Raw genomic sequence first — 15947 nt, 5'->3', positions numbered from 1 at the left:
GCCATGCTTCGCATCGCCACCTGGAACATCAACTCCGTCCGCCTGCGCATCGACCAGGTCGCTCGCTTCGTCGAGGAGAGCGGCACCGACGTCCTGTGCCTGCAGGAGATCAAATGCCTCGAGGACCAGTTCCCCCGCGCCGCCTTCGAGGCCATGGGCCTGCCCCACCTGAAGATCGGCGGCCAGAAGGGCTGGCACGGCGTCGCCATCGCCAGCCGCAAGCCGATCACGGCGGCCCCGGCGCTCGACGTCTGCCGTGAGAAACACGCCCGTTGCGTCGGGGTGGTCGTCGAAGGTGTCGAGATCCAGAATTTCTACATCCCCGCCGGCGGCGACACGCCCGACCGGGCGCTGAACCCGAAATTCGATCACAAGATGGACTTCTACGAGCGGCTCACCGCCGAGATGGCGGGCCGGGACAGACAGCGCCCGCTGGTGCTGGCGGGCGACTTCAACATCGCCCCGGGCGAGAACGACGTCTGGAACCACCGCTACATGTCGAAGATCGTCAGCCACACGCCGCTGGAGGTCGAGACCCTGCGCCGCCTCCAGGCCGCCGGCGGCTTCGCCGACGTGGTCCGCGACCAGATCCCCGAACCGACCAAACTGGCCAGCTGGTGGAGCTACCGCGCCGCCGACTTCCGCAAGTCCAACCGCGGCCTGCGCCTCGACCACCTCTGGACCTCGCCCGGCCTGACCCCGGCGGTCGCCGCCGGCTCGGCCCGCATCCACGACACGGTCCGCGAATGGACCCAGCCCAGCGACCACGCGCCGGTCACGGTCGATCTGGCGGTCTAGCCAATCCGTTCAGAGGACGGCTCATCGAACACGAACCGCGCCCCCGGTCTGACAAGATAAGGGACCTCGGTTCGCCACCAGTCGGCAGCGGCGGGCGCATGCTCGGCCAAGCAGGCGACCGCGGTATCCGCCGCGACCACATAGCCTGCGACCGGCTTCGCTCGTCCGGCAAGGCATAGAAACCAGTCGAGAACGATATTCTTGGGACCGGTCAGAACGCCGAAGCCGGATGTCGACACCGGCTCCGCGACCAGCAGCGGGATCTCGATGCCGATCCATGCGTCCCGCACCCATTCCGGCGCTTCCCCGGCAGGCCGGCGGACAATCCTGATGCGGAAGGCCGTTTCGGCCCAACGCCACCGGATCACGGCTGCAGCCGGTACCCGCCCGCGTCGGTCAGCAGCAGCCGCGCCTGGCCCGGCTCGGGCTCGATCTTCTGGCGCAGGCGGTAGATGTGGGTTTCCAGCGTGTGGGTCGTGACCCCGGCGTTATAGCCCCAGACCTCGGTCAGCAGCTCTTCGCGCGACACGGCCTTGGCCCCGGCGCGATAGAGGTATTTCAGGATGCTGGTTTCCTTCTCGGTCAGGCGCACCTTGCGCGCCTTGTCGTCGACCAGGACCTTGGCGGCGGGCCGGAACTCATAGGGGCCGATGCGGAAGACGGCGTCCTCGGACTGTTCGTGGCTGCGCAGATGGGCCCGGATGCGGGCCAGCAGGACGGCGAAGCGGAAGGGCTTGGTGACATAGTCGTTGGCCCCCGACTCCAGCCCCAGCACGGTGTCGGAATCCGACGTCTGGCCGGTCAGCATGATGATCGGCGTCGACACCCCGTCCTTGCGCAGCAGCCGGCAGGCCTCGCGGCCGTCCATGTCAGGCAGATCGACATCCAGCAGGATCAGGTCGGCGCGCACCTCGCGCCCCATGCGGACGCCTTCGGCGGCGGTCGAGGCCTGCACCGGCCGGAAGGCTTCGTGCAACGCGAGTTGCTCGGCCAGCGCCTCGCGCAGGTCGTCGTCGTCGTCGATGATCAATATGGTCTTGGGCGTGGGCATGGGTACCAGAATGGCGAGCGTCGGCGGTTCCGCCAAGGGTTGGACCGCAAGCGGCGCGGTTTTCAGTCCATAGAGGGTGTTTGAAGGGTGTTTCGTTCCCCGAACAGCGCCGAACCGACTCGCACATGGGTCGCGCCGAAGCGGATGGCGGTCTCATAGTCGCCGCTCATCCCCATCGACAGGACCGCCAGCCCGTTGCGACGGGCGATCTCTCCCAGCAGGGCGAAGTGGGAGTCCGGCTCTTCGTCCGCGGGCGGAATGCACATCAGCCCCTCGACCCTCAGGCCCAGCGCCCGGGCCTGCGCGATCAGGGCGTCGGCGTCCCCGGGCAGGACGCCGGCCTTCTGCGGCTCGGCCCCGGTGTTGACCTGGACCAGCACCCGCGGCGTCTTGCCGGCCTTCGCGCCCGCGGCCGCCAGGACCTCGGCCAATTTCGGCCGGTCCAGCGTCTCGATCACGTCGAACAGGGCGACGGCGTCCGCGGCCTTGTTGGTCTGCAGCGGCCCGATGAGGCGCAGTTCGAGATCAGGCGTCGCCGCGCGGCGCTCCGCCCATCGCGCCCGGGCCTCCTGCACCCGGTTCTCGCCGAACACCCGCTGGCCGGCCGCGAGAATGGCGTCGATCGCCTCGGGCGGCTGGGTCTTGGTCACGGTGGTCAGGACGACGCTGTCGGGCGCGCGGCCGGCGGCGGCGCTGGCCTCGGCCATCCGCCGCTGGACCGCCTCGAGGCGGCGGGCGACGCTGGACGCGCCCGTGTGATCGGGGGATGAGGAGGCCATGAACCGCTCGGACGCCGAAACCCTGTGGGAAGTCGCCCGTGTCCTCGCACGCGACGCCGCCAAAGTCAGCCGCTCGCCGCGGCCTCTGCCGCCCCTGCTGTTCTTCACCGACCCTGTCCGCACCCCGCGTCCCTGGGAGACGGCCGCGGGCTTGCCCGCGGGCTCCGGCGTCGTGTTCCGCCATTTCGGCCGACCGGACGCCCGTGAAACGGCGTTGCGGCTGCGCGAGACCACGGCGGCGGGCGGTGTAATCCTGCTGATCGGTCTCGATGCGGATCTGGCCGGGGCCGTCGGTGCGGACGGCCTTCATCTGCCCGAACGGGCGCTGGATCAGGCCCGGTCCCTGTCAGAGACGCGCCCCGACTGGCTGATCACCGGCGCGGCTCACGCCGGCGCCGCGCTGGACGCCCCGCATCTCCACGCGCGGGTCCTGTCGCCGGTCTTCGCGGCGGGCGGCGCCTCGTCAGATACGCCCGCGCTGGGACTGGCGGCTTTCCGGGCGCTGGCGGCGGCGGCGGCCGTCCCCGTTTACGCCCTGGGCGGAATAGACGCCGGGAACGCGCGCGGCCTCATCGGCTCGGGCGCGTGCGGTCTGGCGGGGGTGTCGGCGATCCAGGCGGCGTTCAGCGCCTGACCCGCGTCAGAAGCGGAAGATCGATTCCAGCCGGAAGCGCGGAGCCGAGCGTCGCTCGGTCTGGGGGCCGCGGGCCGGATCGGTGTCGGTCTCGGCGAGGCCGGCGGCGGCGCCCACGCGAAGGCGCGGATTGACGCGGTAATAGGCGCCGGCCTCGACGTCGCCGACATTGCTGTCGCGCGTTTCCGGCTGGCTGAGGTTCAGGTCGAGGCCCCAGCGGCCGCGTTCGGTGAAGCGCAGGCGCGAAGGGCTGCCGACCACGCGGGCGGACTGGGCTTCGGTCAGGGAGACGGCGGGCGCGCGGGTCCGGGCAGCGGTCTGGGCCGACGCGACGTCGGCCACGGCCAGGAGCGCAAGCCCCGCGGCCAGTCCAGCGATGACGGCGCTTTTTCCGCGCATGTCCTGCCCTTCACGCCGCGACGGGGTCCCGCCGCGATCTCTTCCAGCAACTAGACACCGCTGGTCAGCCCGGTCAACGAAACGGCGCCGCTGGAGGGGGGTTCCGCGCGACTCTGGAAGACTCCTGTGGCGCGAGCGTCACGGCCCGCCGGCTCTCGCGACACGCGAACGCCCGCCGCCCGACACGATCCTTGGGCTCCGGACGCGTCTTCGCCTTGTCATCGCCCCTTTTCGCCGTGTTATAGAGCCTCGCTTCGGCTGCGACCCACGTTCGGGCGAGCCAGCGCGTGGGTGGAAACGGTCCGCCGCACGTCTCGATCGAATGGAGTTTCTCGATGGTGCTGGTTCGCGGCGCGACGCTCGCCCTGATCGCCTCGGGCGTCCTGCTTGGCGGCTGCACGGCCGAACGCCCCTTCGGGCCCACGGTGGGCGACGTGTTCGGCATGGACGGCGCCCGACGGTCGGCCGCCTCAAGCCAGCCCGGCATCGGCGTCAACGCCTTCCTGTGGCGCGCCACCCTCGACACCATGGCCTTCATGCCCCTGGCCAACGCCGATCCCTGGGGCGGCGTCATCAACTACGACTGGTACACCGACCCCGAACGAGCGGTTCAAGGCCACGGTCTTCATCCTMGACACGCGTCTGCGCGCCGACGCGCTGAACGTGACCGTGACCAAGGAAGTCCGCGACGCGACCGGCCAGTGGATCGGCGCACGCGTGGCGGCCCAGACCGAGACCGAYCTGGAAAACGCCATCCTGACCAAGGCGCGCCAGCTCAACCTCCAGAACGCCGGCTAACCCTCCCCCTACGACCCCCGCCTCCTTCTGGCCCGGCCTTCAGGAGCGACGCCTGAAGGATTCCCGTGGCCCGATACGAGCCCAAGACCGCCGAACCCCGCCAGCAGGCCCGCTGGGCGGCCGCCGACGCCTTCCGCACGCCCACGGAAAGCACGGGCAAGCCCAAATACTATGTGCTGGAGATGTTCCCCTATCCGTCGGGGGCCATCCACATGGGCCACGCCCGCAACTACGTCATGGGCGACGTCGTGGCGCGCTCGAAGCGGGCGCAGGGGTTCGACGTCCTGCACCCGATGGGCTGGGACGCCTTCGGCCTGCCCGCCGAGAACGCGGCCATCGAACGCGGCGTCCATCCCGGCGACTGGACCTGGTCCAACATCGCGGCCATGCGCGACCAGCTGAAGCTGCTGGGCCTGTCGCTGGACTGGTCCAGAGAGTTCGCCACCTGCGACCCGGCCTATTACGGCAAGCAGCAGGCCTGGTTCCTGGAGTTGTTCAAGCGCGGCCTGGTCTATCGCAAGGACTCGGTGGTCAACTGGGACCCCGTCGACAACACCGTCCTGGCCAATGAGCAGGTCGTCGACGGCCGCGGCTGGCGCTCGGGCGCGATTGTCGAGAAGCGCAAGCTGAACCAGTGGTTCCTGCGCATCACCGACTACGCCGACGACCTGATCGAGGGGCTCAAGGAACTGGAAGGCCGCTGGCCCGACAAGGTCCGGCTGATGCAGGAGAACTGGATCGGCCGGTCGAAGGGCCTGCAGATGACATGGAAATGGGCCGGCGACGCGCCCGCCGCCGCGCCCGACGGTCTGGAGATCTACACCACCCGCCCCGACACCCTGTTCGGCGCCAGCTTCATGGGCGTGGCCCCCGACCACCCGATCGCCCGCGAGATCGCCGAAACCGATCCGGCAGCCGCCGCCTTCATCGCCGAATGCCGAAAGGGCGGCTCGACCCAGGCCGAGATCGAACAGGCCGAGAAGATCGGCTTCGACACTGGCCTGAAGGTGCTCCATCCGTTCGACGGCCGCGAGGTCTCGGTCTGGATCGCCAACTTCATCCTGTCGGAATACGGCACCGGCGCTATCTTCGGCTGCCCGGCCCACGACCAGCGCGACCTCGACTTCGCCCGCAAATATTCCCTGCCCGTGATCCCGGTCGTGAGGCCCGACGGGACGGGCGATGATTTCGCTGTCGCTACAGAGGCTTATGTCGGGCCGGGTCGCCTGTTCCAGTCCGATTTCATGGACGGAATGGAGATCGAAGCGGCCAAGGCCGCGGCCATCGCCCGCGTCGAGGCGGCGGGTCAGGGCCAGGGCGCGACCATCTATCGCCTGCGCGACTGGGGCGTCAGCCGCCAGCGATACTGGGGATGTCCCATCCCCGTGATCCACTGCGCCAAATGCGGCCCGGTGGGCGTGCCGACCGACCAGCTGCCGGTCGAACTGCCGAAGGACGTGACCTTCGACACGCCCGGCAATCCGCTGGACCGGCACCCGACATGGAAGCATGTCCCCTGCCCGACCTGTGGCGGCGAGGCGGTGCGCGAGACGGACACGCTCGACACCTTCGTCGACTCCAGCTGGTATTTCGCCCGCTTCACCGACCCGACCGCCGCCGAGCCGATCTCGAAGGCGGCCGCCGACAAATGGCTGCCGGTCGACCAGTATATCGGCGGCGTCGAACACGCCGTCCTGCACCTGCTCTACGCCCGCTTCATCAGCCGCGCCCTCAGCGACGCCGGCCTGATGTCGGTGCGCGAGCCGTTCGCCGGCCTGTTCACCCAGGGCATGGTGGTGCACGAGACCTACCGCCGCGCCGACGGCGGCTGGGTCGAGCCCACCGATGTCGAACTGACCAATGACGCCGGCAAACGCTCGGCCCGCCAGCTGTCGACCGGCGAGACCCTGATCATCGGCGACATCGAGAAGATGTCGAAGTCTAAGAAGAACGTTGTCGCCCCGCAGGAGATCGTCGAGGGGTACGGCGTCGACGCCGGCCGCCTGTTCGTGCTCAGCGACAGTCCACCCGAACGCGACGTGCAATGGACCCCCGGCGGGGTCGAGGGCGCCGGCCGGTTCGTCCAGCGCGTCTGGGCCGAGGTCGATGGCTTCGACGCCGCCGCCGCCGGCGAACCCGAGGCCGACGCGGCTCTGGTCCGCGAGACGCACAAGGCCATCAAGGCCGTGTCCGAAGGCGTCGCCGCCTTCCGCTTCAACTCGGCGATCGCCAAGCTGTACGGCTTCATCGCCACCATCCGCGACACGCCCAGGGCCGGCGGCGCGGCGCGGCGCGAGGCCCTGTCCGCCCTGACCCGGCTGATCGCCCCCTTCACCCCCCACCTGGCCGAGGAGTGCTGGACGCGCCTCGGCGAACGGGGGATGGTGCTGGACGCGCCCTGGCCGGCGTTCGATCCGGCCCTGGCGGCGGATGACGAAGTGGTCCTGCCGATCCAGGTCAACGGCAAGCGCCGCGGCGAAATCCGCGTCGCCCGCGGCCTGGAGCCGGCCGAGGTCGAGGCGATCGTCATGGCCGACGCCGATGTGCAGGCGCGACTGGAGGGTCAGACGGTGAGGAAGATCGTGGTGGTCAAGGATCGCATCGTCAATCTGGTGGTCGGCTGATGCTTCGCTCCCGACTGGCGTCTGTAATCGCGCTTGTCTCTCTTGTGGGACTATCCGGCTGCGGCTTCACGCCCCTGTACGGCGACGCGGGGGCGGGCTCGTCCCTGTCGCGGATCGCCGTGGCCACCCAGGACGACCGGCTCGGCTATCGCGTGCGCGAGCAGCTGCAGGACGCCCTGGGCCGCGACGGGTCGCGAGAGCCCCTGTGGCGGCTGCAGACCACGCTTGAGCAGTCGCGTCAGTCGTTGGGACGCCGGATCGACGACACGGCCACCCGCTATGAATTGACCGTGCGCGGGGCCTGGACCCTGACCCCCGTGGGCGGCGGCGAACCGATCGCCGGCGTCGAGACCGTCACCACCACCTACGCCGCCGCCGACCAGCCCTATGCCGCCATCGCCGCCCAGCAGGACGGCGAGGAACGCGCCGCCGCCGAACTGGCGCGCCTGATCCGGCTGGACATCCTGCGGGCGCTGTCGGCGCGGCCTTGAGGGTCGCCGCATGATCCTGACCAAACGGCCGGAGGTCGACCGCTTTCTGTCCGCGCCCGACCGCGGCGTCCGCGCCGCCGTCATCCATGGCAAGGACCGCTCGGGCGTCGGTGAACGCGCCGAAATCCTGTGCAGGGCGATCACCCCCGACCTGAACGACCCCTTCAACGTGACCGTCCTGACCGACAGCGACATCGACGGCGACGAGGCGCGTCTGGAGGAGGCCCTGACCGCGCTCAGCATGATCGGCGGCCGCCGTCTGGTTCGGGTGAGGCTGGGGTCCGAGAAGGCCTCGATCGACAAGATGCTGGCCGCGGCGCTCAAGCGCCATGCCGAGGGCGCCTACAATCCTGACGCCATGCTGGTGATCGAGGCCGGGGCCCTGGGCCGGGATTCCGCCTTGCGCAAGGCCGCCGAGGGGGCGTCCGGCGCCGTCGGCATCGCCTGTTATGAGGATGAGACGGGCGATGTGGCCCGGATGACGCGCGAGGCCCTGGCGGCGGACAAGGTCGGCCTGACCGGCGACGCCCTGGACCGGTTCGTCAGCCGCCTGCCCCGCGAACGCGGTCTGATGCGGCAGGAGATCGAGCGTCTCGCCCTCTATATCGGCCCCGGCTCGGGCAAGACCATCGACGTGGCCGAACTGGAGCAGCACCTGGGGGTCGAGGCCGACGCCTCCCTTCAGGACGCCGCGCTGCAGGCCTTCGGCGGCCGCCCGGCCCCGGCCCAGTCCGGCCTGCGGCGCGCCCTGGCCGAGGGGGAATCGCCTGTCATGGCGGTGAGACAGGCCTCGATCCACCTGGGCCGCCTGCGCCGCATCAATGTGCTTCAGGCCAATGGCGCCGGAGCCAAGGAGGCGGCCAAGGCGGCGGGGGTGTTCTGGAAACAGGAGGCCGAGATGCTGCGTCAGGCGCGCAGCTGGCGGCTGGAGGATCTCGACAGGGTGCTGGACAGCATCAACACGGCCGACGTGGCGACCAAGACCACCGGTTCGCCCGACCAGCTGATCGCCGAACGGCTGCTGCTGGAAATCTCCGCCCGGGCGCGGCGACTCGGGCTTTAAAACCGCCCGAAAACGCCGAGGAATTCAGCGACGGATTCGCGAGGAATTCGACCACGGATCGGAAGAAACGGGAGACAGGGGATACAGACGGTCGAGACCGGCGTCGCCCCCCCTCCGTCACGGCGCGAAGCCGCGCCACCTCCCCACGCGTGGGGAGGAGACCGGCCATCACCCCCGCTTCGACGCCTTGCGGAAGGCGGGCTTGGCCAGGGCGGCGCTGCGGGCCTGCTGGGCCTTTTCCTCGGCGCGGGCCGAGCCGTGGAGGCCGCCGTGGGACGGTCCCCCGCCCGCCTTCTTGGCGGCGAGGGCGCGCTTCATGGCTTCGGCGGTCGGATTGCTCGGCTTGTCGGTCATGACCCCAGCCTAGCACAGGTTGCCGTCAGCCCCGCATCAGCCGGCGGCACAGGTCGTCCAGCTGTTCCAGCGAGCCGTAGCGGATGGTGATCTCGCCCCTGCCGCCCTTGTCCGCCAGCTGCACCTTCAGGCCGAGGGCGTCGGCCAGATCCTGCTCAAGCGCGGCGACATCGGCCGCGCCCTCGCCCGACGACGAGACCTTCGCCCGCGCCTTGTCGGGCTTCGGCCCTTCGGCGGCGCGCCGCGCCAGGGCCTCGGCCTGACGGACGTTCAGTCCCTCGTCGACGATCTGCTGGGCCAGGACGCCCGGGTTGGGGGCCGTGATCAGGGCGCGGGCGTGGCCGGCGCTCATCTTGCCGTGCCGTACGAACCAGAGAACCTCTTCCGGCAACTGGAGCAGACGCAGGGTGTTGGCCACATGGCTGCGGCTCTTGCCCACCACGCCGGCGACGGCGTCCTGGGTGCGGCCGAACCGCTCCATCAGCATGCGATAGGCGTCCGCCTCCTCCAGCGGGTTCAGGTCGCTGCGCTGGACGTTCTCGATGATCGCCACCTCGAACACCTCGACATCGTCCATCTCGCGGACGACGACCGGCACTTCGGTCAGACGCGCCAGCTGGGCAGCGCGCCAGCGGCGTTCGCCGGCGATGATCTGCCAGACCCCGTCATGGCCCGGCTGCGACCGCACCAGGATCGGCTGCAGCACCCCCTTGTCGCGGATCGACGCCGACAGCTCGGCCAGATCCTCGTTGTTGAACAGCTTGCGGGGCTGTTCCGGRTTGGGCTTSAGGCTCTCGATCGGGGCCATGCGCACGCCGGCGGGCGCGGGCGCGCCGTCGAYCGGGGCGCTCTCGGCCACCTGTTCACCCAGAAGGGCGGAAAGACCCCGCCCCAGACCGCGCTGACGTTCGCTCAAGACACTGATTCCATTCTTCTAATCACGCGGCCTGAAGCCGACGGGATTTCTCGCGCGCCACCACCTCGCGGGCGAGGCGCAGATAGGCCTGGCTGCCRGCGCATTTCAGGTCGTAGATCAGGGCCGGCTTGCCGAACGACGGCGCCTCSGCCACCCGCACATTCCGCGGAATGACCGATTCATAGACCTTGTCGCCGAAGTGRTTSCGCACGTCGTTGGCGACCTGTCCCGACAGGGCGCTGCGCCGGTCGAACATGGTCAGGACCAGCCCCTGGATCTCCAGTGTCGGGTTCAGACTCTGGCGGACCATCTCGATGGTCTTCATCAGCTGGGTCAGCCCCTCGAGGGCGAAGAATTCGCACTGCAGCGGCACCAGCACGGCGTCGGCCGCGGCCATGGCGTTGAGGGTCAGCAGGTTCAGCGACGGCGGGCAGTCGATCAGCACATAGTCATACCGGGTCTGGCCGTCCGCCCCCTGCCCGGCGAGCGCATCGCGCAGGCGGAACGAGCGACGGTCGGCCTGGCTCAGTTCGATCTCCACGCCCGACATGTCGGCGTCGGCGGGGATGATATGCAGACCCGGGACCGACGTCTGGACGGCGGAATCGTCGACAGAGCGCCCATCGACGATCACGTCATAGATCGTCACCCGCCGTGTTTCACGTGGAACACCCAGACCCGTGGAGGCATTGCCTTGCGGATCCATGTCGACGATCAGCACCTTCTCGCCGATCGCGGCCAGGGCGGTGCCCAGATTGATCGCCGTGGTGGTCTTGCCGACGCCGCCCTTCTGGTTCGAAACGGCGAGGACGCGGGTCTTACCGGTGGGGGACACGGCGGAGGCTCCGGACGGAAACGATACGGCCGCGCGGATCGCTGCGCGAGACGGAGAGGTCGCTATCGAACTGCCAGACCTTGCGGGCGTCGATCAACTCAGCCTCGGCCTTTTCCCCCTTGAGAAACAGCCCCTGTGCGCCCCGCTGTAGATAAGGCTGTGCATAGCCGAGAAGCTTCTCCATCGGAGCGACGGCGCGGGCGGTGACGACGTCGACCTTGACCCTCTGCTCCTCGGCCCGGCCGTTGATGACCGTGGCCCGCAGGGACAAGGTCTCAACCACCTCCTGCAGGAAGCGGCAGCGCTTGCCCAGACTGTCGATCAGCCAGACATGGCTGTCGGACCGGTCCTTCAGCAGGATGGCGAGCACCAAGCCGGGGAAGCCGGCGCCGGCGCCGAGATCGGCCCAGGTTTTTGCGGTGGGCTTCATCTCCAGCAGCTGGGCCGAATCCCAGATGTGGCGGTTCCAGACGTCGGGCAGGCTGTCGGGCCCGACGAGGTTCATCACCGCATTGGCCTCGGTCAGGCGGGCGATGAAGGTCTCGAGGTCGGCCATCTGCGCGGGGGTCGCGTCGGTCTGGATCTGGAATTCTTCGGGAGTCATCGACGGGTCTCCTCCCCATGAAATGGGGAGGCGCCGCGCCGCGCGGCGGCATGACGGATGGGTCCCCTCCACCCCTTCGGGGTCCCCCTCCCCATGGCATGGGGAGGAGACGGGCGTTGGATCATGCCGCCACCCGCGTCCGTTTGACGTGGGACAGAAGCGCGGTCAGCGCCCCGGGGGTCATGCCCTCGATGCGGCCGGCCTGACCGAGGGTGCGGGGCTGGACCAGGGTCAGCTTCTCGCGGACCTCGTTCGAGAGACTGCCGACGGCGGCGTAGTCGAGGTCGACCGGGAGGGCCAGGGCCCCCTCGCGCCGCAAGGCCTCGGCGTCCGAGGCCTGACGATCGAGATAACCGGCGTAGCCCGCGTCGATCTCGATCTGCTGGCGGACCTGATTCGACCAGCCCGCGATCTCCGGACGGGTCGAGGCGAAGGTCTCCAGGGTCACACCGGGGAAGGCCAGAAGGTCGCGGATCGAACGGCGCTGGCCATCGGCGTTTACGTGAATCCCGAGCGCCGCAGCCTCCTTGGGCGTGAACACCGTTTCACGTGAAACAGCCGCCGCCTCGGCCAGCTGGGCGGACTTGGCCCGGAAAGCCTCGCCACGACGGGAAGAGACGATGCCCGCCTCCATCGCCAGGGGGGTCAACCGTTGATCGGCGTTGTCGGCCCGCAGCGTCAGCCGGTATTCGGCCCGGCTGGTGAACATCCGGTAGGGCTCGGTCACGCCACGTGTGACCAGATCGTCGATCATGACGCCGATATAGGCCTGGTCCCGGCCGAGAACGATCGGGTCCGAGCCGGCGGCGGCGCGGGCGGCGTTCAGCCCGGCGATCAGACCTTGCGCCCCCGCCTCCTCATAGCCCGTGGTGCCGTTGATCTGGCCAGCCAGATACAGGCCGGGACGCTTCTTGACCTCCAGCGCCGGGGTCAGCTCGCGCGGGTCGACGTAGTCGTATTCGATGGCGTAGCCGAAGCGGAACACCTCGACCGCCTCGAGGCCCGGGATGGTTCGCAGGAAGGCGGCCTGGGTCGTGTCGGACACCGAGGTCGAAATGCCGTTGGGGTAGACGGTCGGGTCATCCAGGCCCTCGGGCTCGAGGAAGATCTGGTGCGAGGTCTTGTCGGCGAACCGGACCACCTTGTCCTCGATCGAGGGACAGTAGCGCGGGCCCCGGCCGGACAGGTGGCCCCCATAGACGGCGCTGTCGCCCAGGTTGTCGGCGATGATCCGGTGCGTCTCGGCCGTGGTGTGGGTCACCCCGCAGGCGATCTGGGGCGTGGTGATCCGGTCGGTCAGGAAGCTGAACGGCACGGGCTCGGCGTCGGCCGACTGCATTTCCAGCCGGTCCCAGGCGATGGTGCGGCCGTCCAGACGGGCGGGCGTGCCGGTCTTGAGCCGGCCCATCTGCAGGCCGGCGCCATAGAGATCGGCGGCCAGGCCGGTCGAGGGCGCCTCGCCGTGGCGGCCGGCGGGAATGCGCTGGTCGCCCTTGTGGATGACGCCGTTCAGGAAGGTGCCCGTGGTCAGGACCACGGCGCCGGCGTGGACCTCGGTCCCCTCGCCCGTCACCACGCCGACGACGCGGCCGCCGTCGAGGATCAGGCGCTCGGCCGTGCCGGCCATGAGGGTCAGGTTCGGCGTCTGCGCCAGCTCGGCCTGCATGGCCTCGCGGTACAGGCGGCGGTCGATCTGGCTGCGGGGGCCCTGGACCGCCGCGCCCTTGGAGCGGTTGAGCAGGCGGAACTGGATGCCCGAGACGTCGCCGAGACGACCCATGACGCCGTCCATGGCGTCGATCTCGCGGACCAGATGGCCCTTACCCAGTCCGCCAATGGCCGGGTTGCACGACATCTCGCCGATGGTCTCGAGCTTCTGGGTCAGAAGCACCGTCCTCGCGCCGGCGCGCGCCGACGCGGCCGCGGCCTCGCAGCCGGCGTGCCCGCCGCCGATGACGATGACATCAAAGGATTTCATGGCCGGGGACATAGGGGAAAAGCGCCCGAAACGCCACCGGGGCCGTTTGGCTGTTTCACGTGAAACACGTCACTTGCCGATGCAGAAGGTCGAGAAGACCTCGCCGAGAATGTCTTCGACGCCGATGGCGCCCGTGACCCGGCCGAGGGTTTCCGCCGCGCGGCGCAGGTCGTCGCCCGCCATCTCCGGCGCGCGGTCGAGCGCGCGGCGGGCCGCCTCGACGTCAGCGAGGGCCTCACCAAGGCGTCGGCGATGCCGTTCGCGGGTCACGGCCGGGAAGTCGGCGCCTGACAGGTCGCGGGCCAGGCGCGCGGCGATCCAGTCGTGCAGTTCTGCCATACCCTCGCCGGTCGTTGTGCTGACCACAAGGTCTTCCAGCCCCTCCACGGGATCGACCTGGCCGATGTCCGACTTGTTGCGGATCAGCAGGTCGCCGGGCCGGACATAGTCGGCGGCGACGCCCGGCGGATCGCCCGGGCCCCGGACCCACAGCCGCAGCTCAGCCGCCTCGGCCCGGGCCCGGGCCCGGCGGACGCCCTCGGCCTCCACGATATCACCCGACTCCCGCAGGCCCGCGGTGTCGGACAGGGTCACGGCGTAGCCGCCGATGATCAGATCGGCGTCCAGCACATCCCGGGTCGTGCCGGCGATGGGCGTGACGATGGCGGCCTCGCGCGCGACGAGGGCGTTGAACAGCGACGATTTCCCGGCGTTGGTCTCGCCGATCAGGACGATGCGGTAGCCCTCGCGCACCCGCTCCCCGCGTCGGGCGTCGGCCAGGGCGGCGCGCAGATCCTCGATCAGCTGGTCCAGAACAGGACCGGCGGTGCGGGCCAGATTGTCGGGGATGTCCTCGTCGGGGAAGTCGATCTCGGCCTCGACGAGCGCCATGGCCTTGAGCAGGTCGCGGCGGAAGCCCGTGTAGGTCCGCGACAGGGCGCCGTCCAGCTGGCCCAGAGCCTGCGAGGCCTGGGCCGTGGTTTCGGCGTCGATCAGGTCGGCGACGGCTTCGGCCTGGGCCAGATCCATACGGCCGTTCTCGAAGGCCCGGCGGGTGAACTCGCCCGGTTCGGCCGGGCGCAGGCCGAGCGCGATCAGGGCCTGGCTGGCCGCCTCGACCACCGCCCGGCCGCCGTGGAGGTGGAGTTCGGCGCAGTCCTCGCCGGTGTAGCTGTTGGGCGCCAGGAACCGCAGGACCAGGGCCTGGTCGATGGGCCGGCCGGCGTGAGTCAGGGCGCGTAGGGAGGCGAAGCGCGGCTTGAGGCCTCCGGCACCGAGGGCGATCAGGGCGGCGTCGGTCGCCGGACCGGAGAGGCGGACGATGGCGATGGCGCCTCGGCCCGGGGGGGTGGCGAGGGCGAAGATGGTGTCGGTCATGTGTATCCTCCCCCTTTATGGGGGAGGGGAGCCACGAAGCGGTGGAGGGGGCTGGCCGCATCCGCCGGTGTCCGGGGTTTGCCCCCTCCGTCGCGCTGCGCGCGCCACCTCCCCCATAAAGGGGAAGGAGACGCTGTCACGGCTTGCTGGCTCCGCCGACCGCCGTCTCCATCAGCTTGCGGAACTGGTCCTGGGCCTGGAGGCCGAAGCTGGTCCAAGTCTTCATCAGTTCGTCGGGCTGCATGGCGTTCATGTTCTCGTCCATGCGCCGCTTCATCTCGGCGACCAGATGATCGTTCAGCGGCTCGACATTTGGCAGGCCGAGGAAGGCGCGCGCCTCGGCCGGTTCGCACTCGATCTCGATATTGACCTTCATGCCGCCGCTCCATGTTTCACGTGAAACAGCCGGGGCCGCATCAGGTGTTCATCGACTGGAAGAAGTCCGCATTGTTCTTGGACTGGCGCAGCTTGTCGATCAGGAATTCGATCGCGTCCTGCGGGCCCATGGGGTTGAGGATGCGGCGCAGGACATAGGTCTTGGCCAACTGGTCCTTGGGCGTGGTCAGCTCTTCCTTGCGGGTGCCGGACTTGAGCACGTCGATGGCGGGGAAGATGCGCTTGTCGGCGACCTTGCGGTCAAGCACGATCTCGGAGTTGCCGGTGCCCTTGAACTCTTCGAAGATCACCTCGTCCATCCGGCTGCCGGTGTCGATCAGGGCGGTGGCGATGATGGTCAGCGAGCCCCCCTGCTCCACGTTGCGCGCGGCGCCGAAGAACCGCTTCGGCCGCTGCAGGGCGTTGGCGTCGACGCCGCCGGTCAGGACCTTGCCCGAGGACGGGACGGTGGCGTTGTAGGCGCGGCCCAGACGGGTGATGGAGTCGAGCAGGATGACGACGTCCTTCTTGTGCTCGACCAGGCGTTTGGCCTTTTCGATCACCATTTCGGCGACGGCGACGTGGCGGGTGGCCGGCTCGTCGAAGGTCGAGGCGATGACCTCGCCCTTCACCGTGCGCTGCATGTCGGTGACCTCCTCGGGGCGCTCGTCGATCAGCAGCACCATCAGGGTCACCTCGGGGTGGTTGCGCTCGATCGACTTGGCGATGTTCTGCAGCATCACCGTCTTGCCGACGCGCGGCGGGGCGACGATCAGGCAGCGCTGGCCCTTGCCGAGCGGGGCGACGATGTCGATGACCCGGCCCGAGCGGTCCTTCAGCGTCGGGTCCTGGATTTCCATGTGCAGCCGCT

Annotated in this window: 17 protein-coding genes and 1 pseudogene; 6 read left to right on the top strand and 12 right to left on the bottom strand. The window is 69.5% G+C overall.

Translation table 11 applies throughout. The annotated features are described in order from the left end of the window. Nucleotides 1-3 precede the first annotated feature (3 nt). The gene (locus ASD25_RS28515) at nucleotides 4-798 is read left to right on the top strand and encodes an exodeoxyribonuclease III (protein ID WP_055831840.1); all 795 of its coding nucleotides are present in this window, start codon (nucleotides 4-6) and stop codon (nucleotides 796-798) included. Here the strand turns inward: ASD25_RS28515 and ASD25_RS28510 are convergent. From ASD25_RS28510 to ASD25_RS28500, 3 genes are all read right to left on the bottom strand, one after another. Beyond that, the gene (locus ASD25_RS28510) at nucleotides 795-1166 is read right to left on the bottom strand and encodes a hypothetical protein (RefSeq protein WP_055831837.1); all 372 of its coding nucleotides are present in this window, start codon (nucleotides 1164-1166) and stop codon (nucleotides 795-797) included. The genes ASD25_RS28515 and ASD25_RS28510 overlap by 4 nt on opposite strands. Further along, nucleotides 1163-1849: a response regulator transcription factor gene (locus ASD25_RS28505; protein ID WP_055831835.1), complete on the bottom strand. Its 687-nt coding sequence runs from the start codon at nucleotides 1847-1849 to the stop codon at nucleotides 1163-1165. Before ASD25_RS28505 ends, ASD25_RS28510 begins: the two co-directional genes overlap by 4 nt. 62 nt (nucleotides 1850-1911) lie before the next feature. Continuing rightward, nucleotides 1912-2628 carry a YggS family pyridoxal phosphate-dependent enzyme gene (locus ASD25_RS28500; RefSeq protein ID WP_055831834.1) on the bottom strand — a complete coding sequence of 239 codons (717 nt, stop codon included), beginning with the start codon at nucleotides 2626-2628 and terminating at the stop codon, nucleotides 1912-1914. On the opposite strand from ASD25_RS28500, the gene ASD25_RS28495 reads away from it, so the two are divergent. Further along, the gene (locus ASD25_RS28495) at nucleotides 2627-3262 is read left to right on the top strand and encodes a thiamine phosphate synthase (RefSeq protein ID WP_055831831.1); all 636 of its coding nucleotides are present in this window, start codon (nucleotides 2627-2629) and stop codon (nucleotides 3260-3262) included. The genes ASD25_RS28500 and ASD25_RS28495 overlap by 2 nt on opposite strands. Before the next feature lie 6 nt (nucleotides 3263-3268). Here ASD25_RS28495 and ASD25_RS28490 read toward each other — a convergent pair whose 3' ends face one another. Next, the gene (locus ASD25_RS28490; protein WP_055831829.1) at nucleotides 3269-3661 is read right to left on the bottom strand and encodes an NtrZ family periplasmic regulatory protein; all 393 of its coding nucleotides are present in this window, start codon (nucleotides 3659-3661) and stop codon (nucleotides 3269-3271) included. A gap of 335 nt (nucleotides 3662-3996) precedes the next feature. Here ASD25_RS28490 and ASD25_RS28485 point away from each other — a divergent pair. The 4 genes and pseudogenes from ASD25_RS28485 (at nucleotide 3997) to holA (ending at nucleotide 8637) form a co-directional block, all read left to right on the top strand. Then, nucleotides 3997-4459, top strand: a pseudogene (locus ASD25_RS28485) (DUF3576 domain-containing protein). Nucleotides 4460-4524: 65 nt separating this feature from the next. Further along, nucleotides 4525-7083 (top strand): leucine--tRNA ligase, encoded by a 2559-nt coding sequence (leuS, locus tag ASD25_RS28480; RefSeq protein WP_055831825.1) that lies wholly within the window; start codon nucleotides 4525-4527, stop codon nucleotides 7081-7083. Next, a complete protein-coding gene (gene lptE, locus ASD25_RS28475) occupies nucleotides 7083-7574 on the top strand; it encodes an LPS assembly lipoprotein LptE (protein WP_055831823.1) in 492 nt (163 codons plus the stop codon). The genes leuS and lptE overlap by 1 nt, the downstream gene beginning before the upstream one ends. Nucleotides 7575-7584: 10 nt before the next feature. Beyond that, nucleotides 7585-8637: a DNA polymerase III subunit delta gene (holA, locus tag ASD25_RS28470; RefSeq protein ID WP_055831822.1), complete on the top strand. Its 1053-nt coding sequence runs from the start codon at nucleotides 7585-7587 to the stop codon at nucleotides 8635-8637. A gap of 168 nt (nucleotides 8638-8805) precedes the next feature. Here holA and ASD25_RS28465 read toward each other — a convergent pair whose 3' ends face one another. The 8 genes from ASD25_RS28465 to rho all read right to left on the bottom strand — a co-directional run. Further along, nucleotides 8806-8991 (bottom strand): hypothetical protein, encoded by a 186-nt coding sequence (locus ASD25_RS28465; protein ID WP_055831819.1) that lies wholly within the window; start codon nucleotides 8989-8991, stop codon nucleotides 8806-8808. A gap of 25 nt (nucleotides 8992-9016) precedes the next feature. Beyond that, nucleotides 9017-9907: a ParB/RepB/Spo0J family partition protein gene (locus ASD25_RS28460; RefSeq protein WP_056621563.1), complete on the bottom strand. Its 891-nt coding sequence runs from the start codon at nucleotides 9905-9907 to the stop codon at nucleotides 9017-9019. Between the two features lie 22 nt (nucleotides 9908-9929). Next, nucleotides 9930-10742: a ParA family protein gene (locus tag ASD25_RS28455; RefSeq protein ID WP_055831815.1), complete on the bottom strand. Its 813-nt coding sequence runs from the start codon at nucleotides 10740-10742 to the stop codon at nucleotides 9930-9932. Next, nucleotides 10726-11346, bottom strand: a complete 621-nt coding sequence (rsmG, locus tag ASD25_RS28450; RefSeq protein ID WP_055831813.1) for a 16S rRNA (guanine(527)-N(7))-methyltransferase RsmG — start codon at nucleotides 11344-11346, stop codon at nucleotides 10726-10728. Before rsmG ends, ASD25_RS28455 begins: the two co-directional genes overlap by 17 nt. A 121-nt stretch (nucleotides 11347-11467) precedes the next feature. After that, on the bottom strand, nucleotides 11468-13324 hold the full coding sequence (gene mnmG, locus ASD25_RS28445; RefSeq protein ID WP_235561812.1) for a tRNA uridine-5-carboxymethylaminomethyl(34) synthesis enzyme MnmG: 1857 nt from the start codon (nucleotides 13322-13324) through the stop codon (nucleotides 11468-11470). Between the two features lie 69 nt (nucleotides 13325-13393). Next, complete coding sequence (gene mnmE, locus ASD25_RS28440; protein WP_055831810.1) at nucleotides 13394-14701, bottom strand: tRNA uridine-5-carboxymethylaminomethyl(34) synthesis GTPase MnmE; 1308 nt, start codon at nucleotides 14699-14701, stop codon at nucleotides 13394-13396. 136 nt (nucleotides 14702-14837) lie between these two features. Then, on the bottom strand, nucleotides 14838-15077 hold the full coding sequence (locus tag ASD25_RS28435; RefSeq protein WP_055831809.1) for a DUF6489 family protein: 240 nt from the start codon (nucleotides 15075-15077) through the stop codon (nucleotides 14838-14840). A gap of 40 nt (nucleotides 15078-15117) precedes the next feature. After that, nucleotides 15118-15947: transcription termination factor Rho (rho, locus tag ASD25_RS28430; protein WP_082572648.1), on the bottom strand; the 830-nt coding region annotated here is incomplete at its 5' end.

Source organism: Brevundimonas sp. Root1423, assembly GCF_001426805.1.
Note: the sequence above shows the minus strand (reverse complement) of the source record. Positions and strands in the feature narration are given on the sequence as shown.

Bases quoted from the DNA above. Each gene is read 5' to 3' on its own strand.
- mnmE (WP_055831810.1), bottom strand. From the start codon at position 14,701: ATGACCGACACCATCTTCGCCCTCGCCACCCCCCCGGGCCGAGGCGCC.
- lptE (WP_055831823.1), top strand. From the start codon at position 7,083: ATGCTTCGCTCCCGACTGGCGTCTGTAATCGCGCTTGTCTCTCTTGTG.
- ASD25_RS28495 (WP_055831831.1), top strand. From the start codon at position 2,627: ATGAACCGCTCGGACGCCGAAACCCTGTGGGAAGTCGCCCGTGTCCTC.
- ASD25_RS28515 (WP_055831840.1), top strand. From the start codon at position 4: ATGCTTCGCATCGCCACCTGGAACATCAACTCCGTCCGCCTGCGCATC.
- mnmG (WP_235561812.1), bottom strand. From the start codon at position 13,324: ATGAAATCCTTTGATGTCATCGTCATCGGCGGCGGGCACGCCGGCTGC.
- ASD25_RS28500 (WP_055831834.1), bottom strand. From the start codon at position 2,628: ATGGCCTCCTCATCCCCCGATCACACGGGCGCGTCCAGCGTCGCCCGC.
- ASD25_RS28465 (WP_055831819.1), bottom strand. From the start codon at position 8,991: ATGACCGACAAGCCGAGCAATCCGACCGCCGAAGCCATGAAGCGCGCC.
- ASD25_RS28505 (WP_055831835.1), bottom strand. From the start codon at position 1,849: ATGCCCACGCCCAAGACCATATTGATCATCGACGACGACGACGACCTG.
- ASD25_RS28435 (WP_055831809.1), bottom strand. From the start codon at position 15,077: ATGAAGGTCAATATCGAGATCGAGTGCGAACCGGCCGAGGCGCGCGCC.
- ASD25_RS28490 (WP_055831829.1), bottom strand. From the start codon at position 3,661: ATGCGCGGAAAAAGCGCCGTCATCGCTGGACTGGCCGCGGGGCTTGCG.
- holA (WP_055831822.1), top strand. From the start codon at position 7,585: ATGATCCTGACCAAACGGCCGGAGGTCGACCGCTTTCTGTCCGCGCCC.
- rsmG (WP_055831813.1), bottom strand. From the start codon at position 11,346: ATGACTCCCGAAGAATTCCAGATCCAGACCGACGCGACCCCCGCGCAG.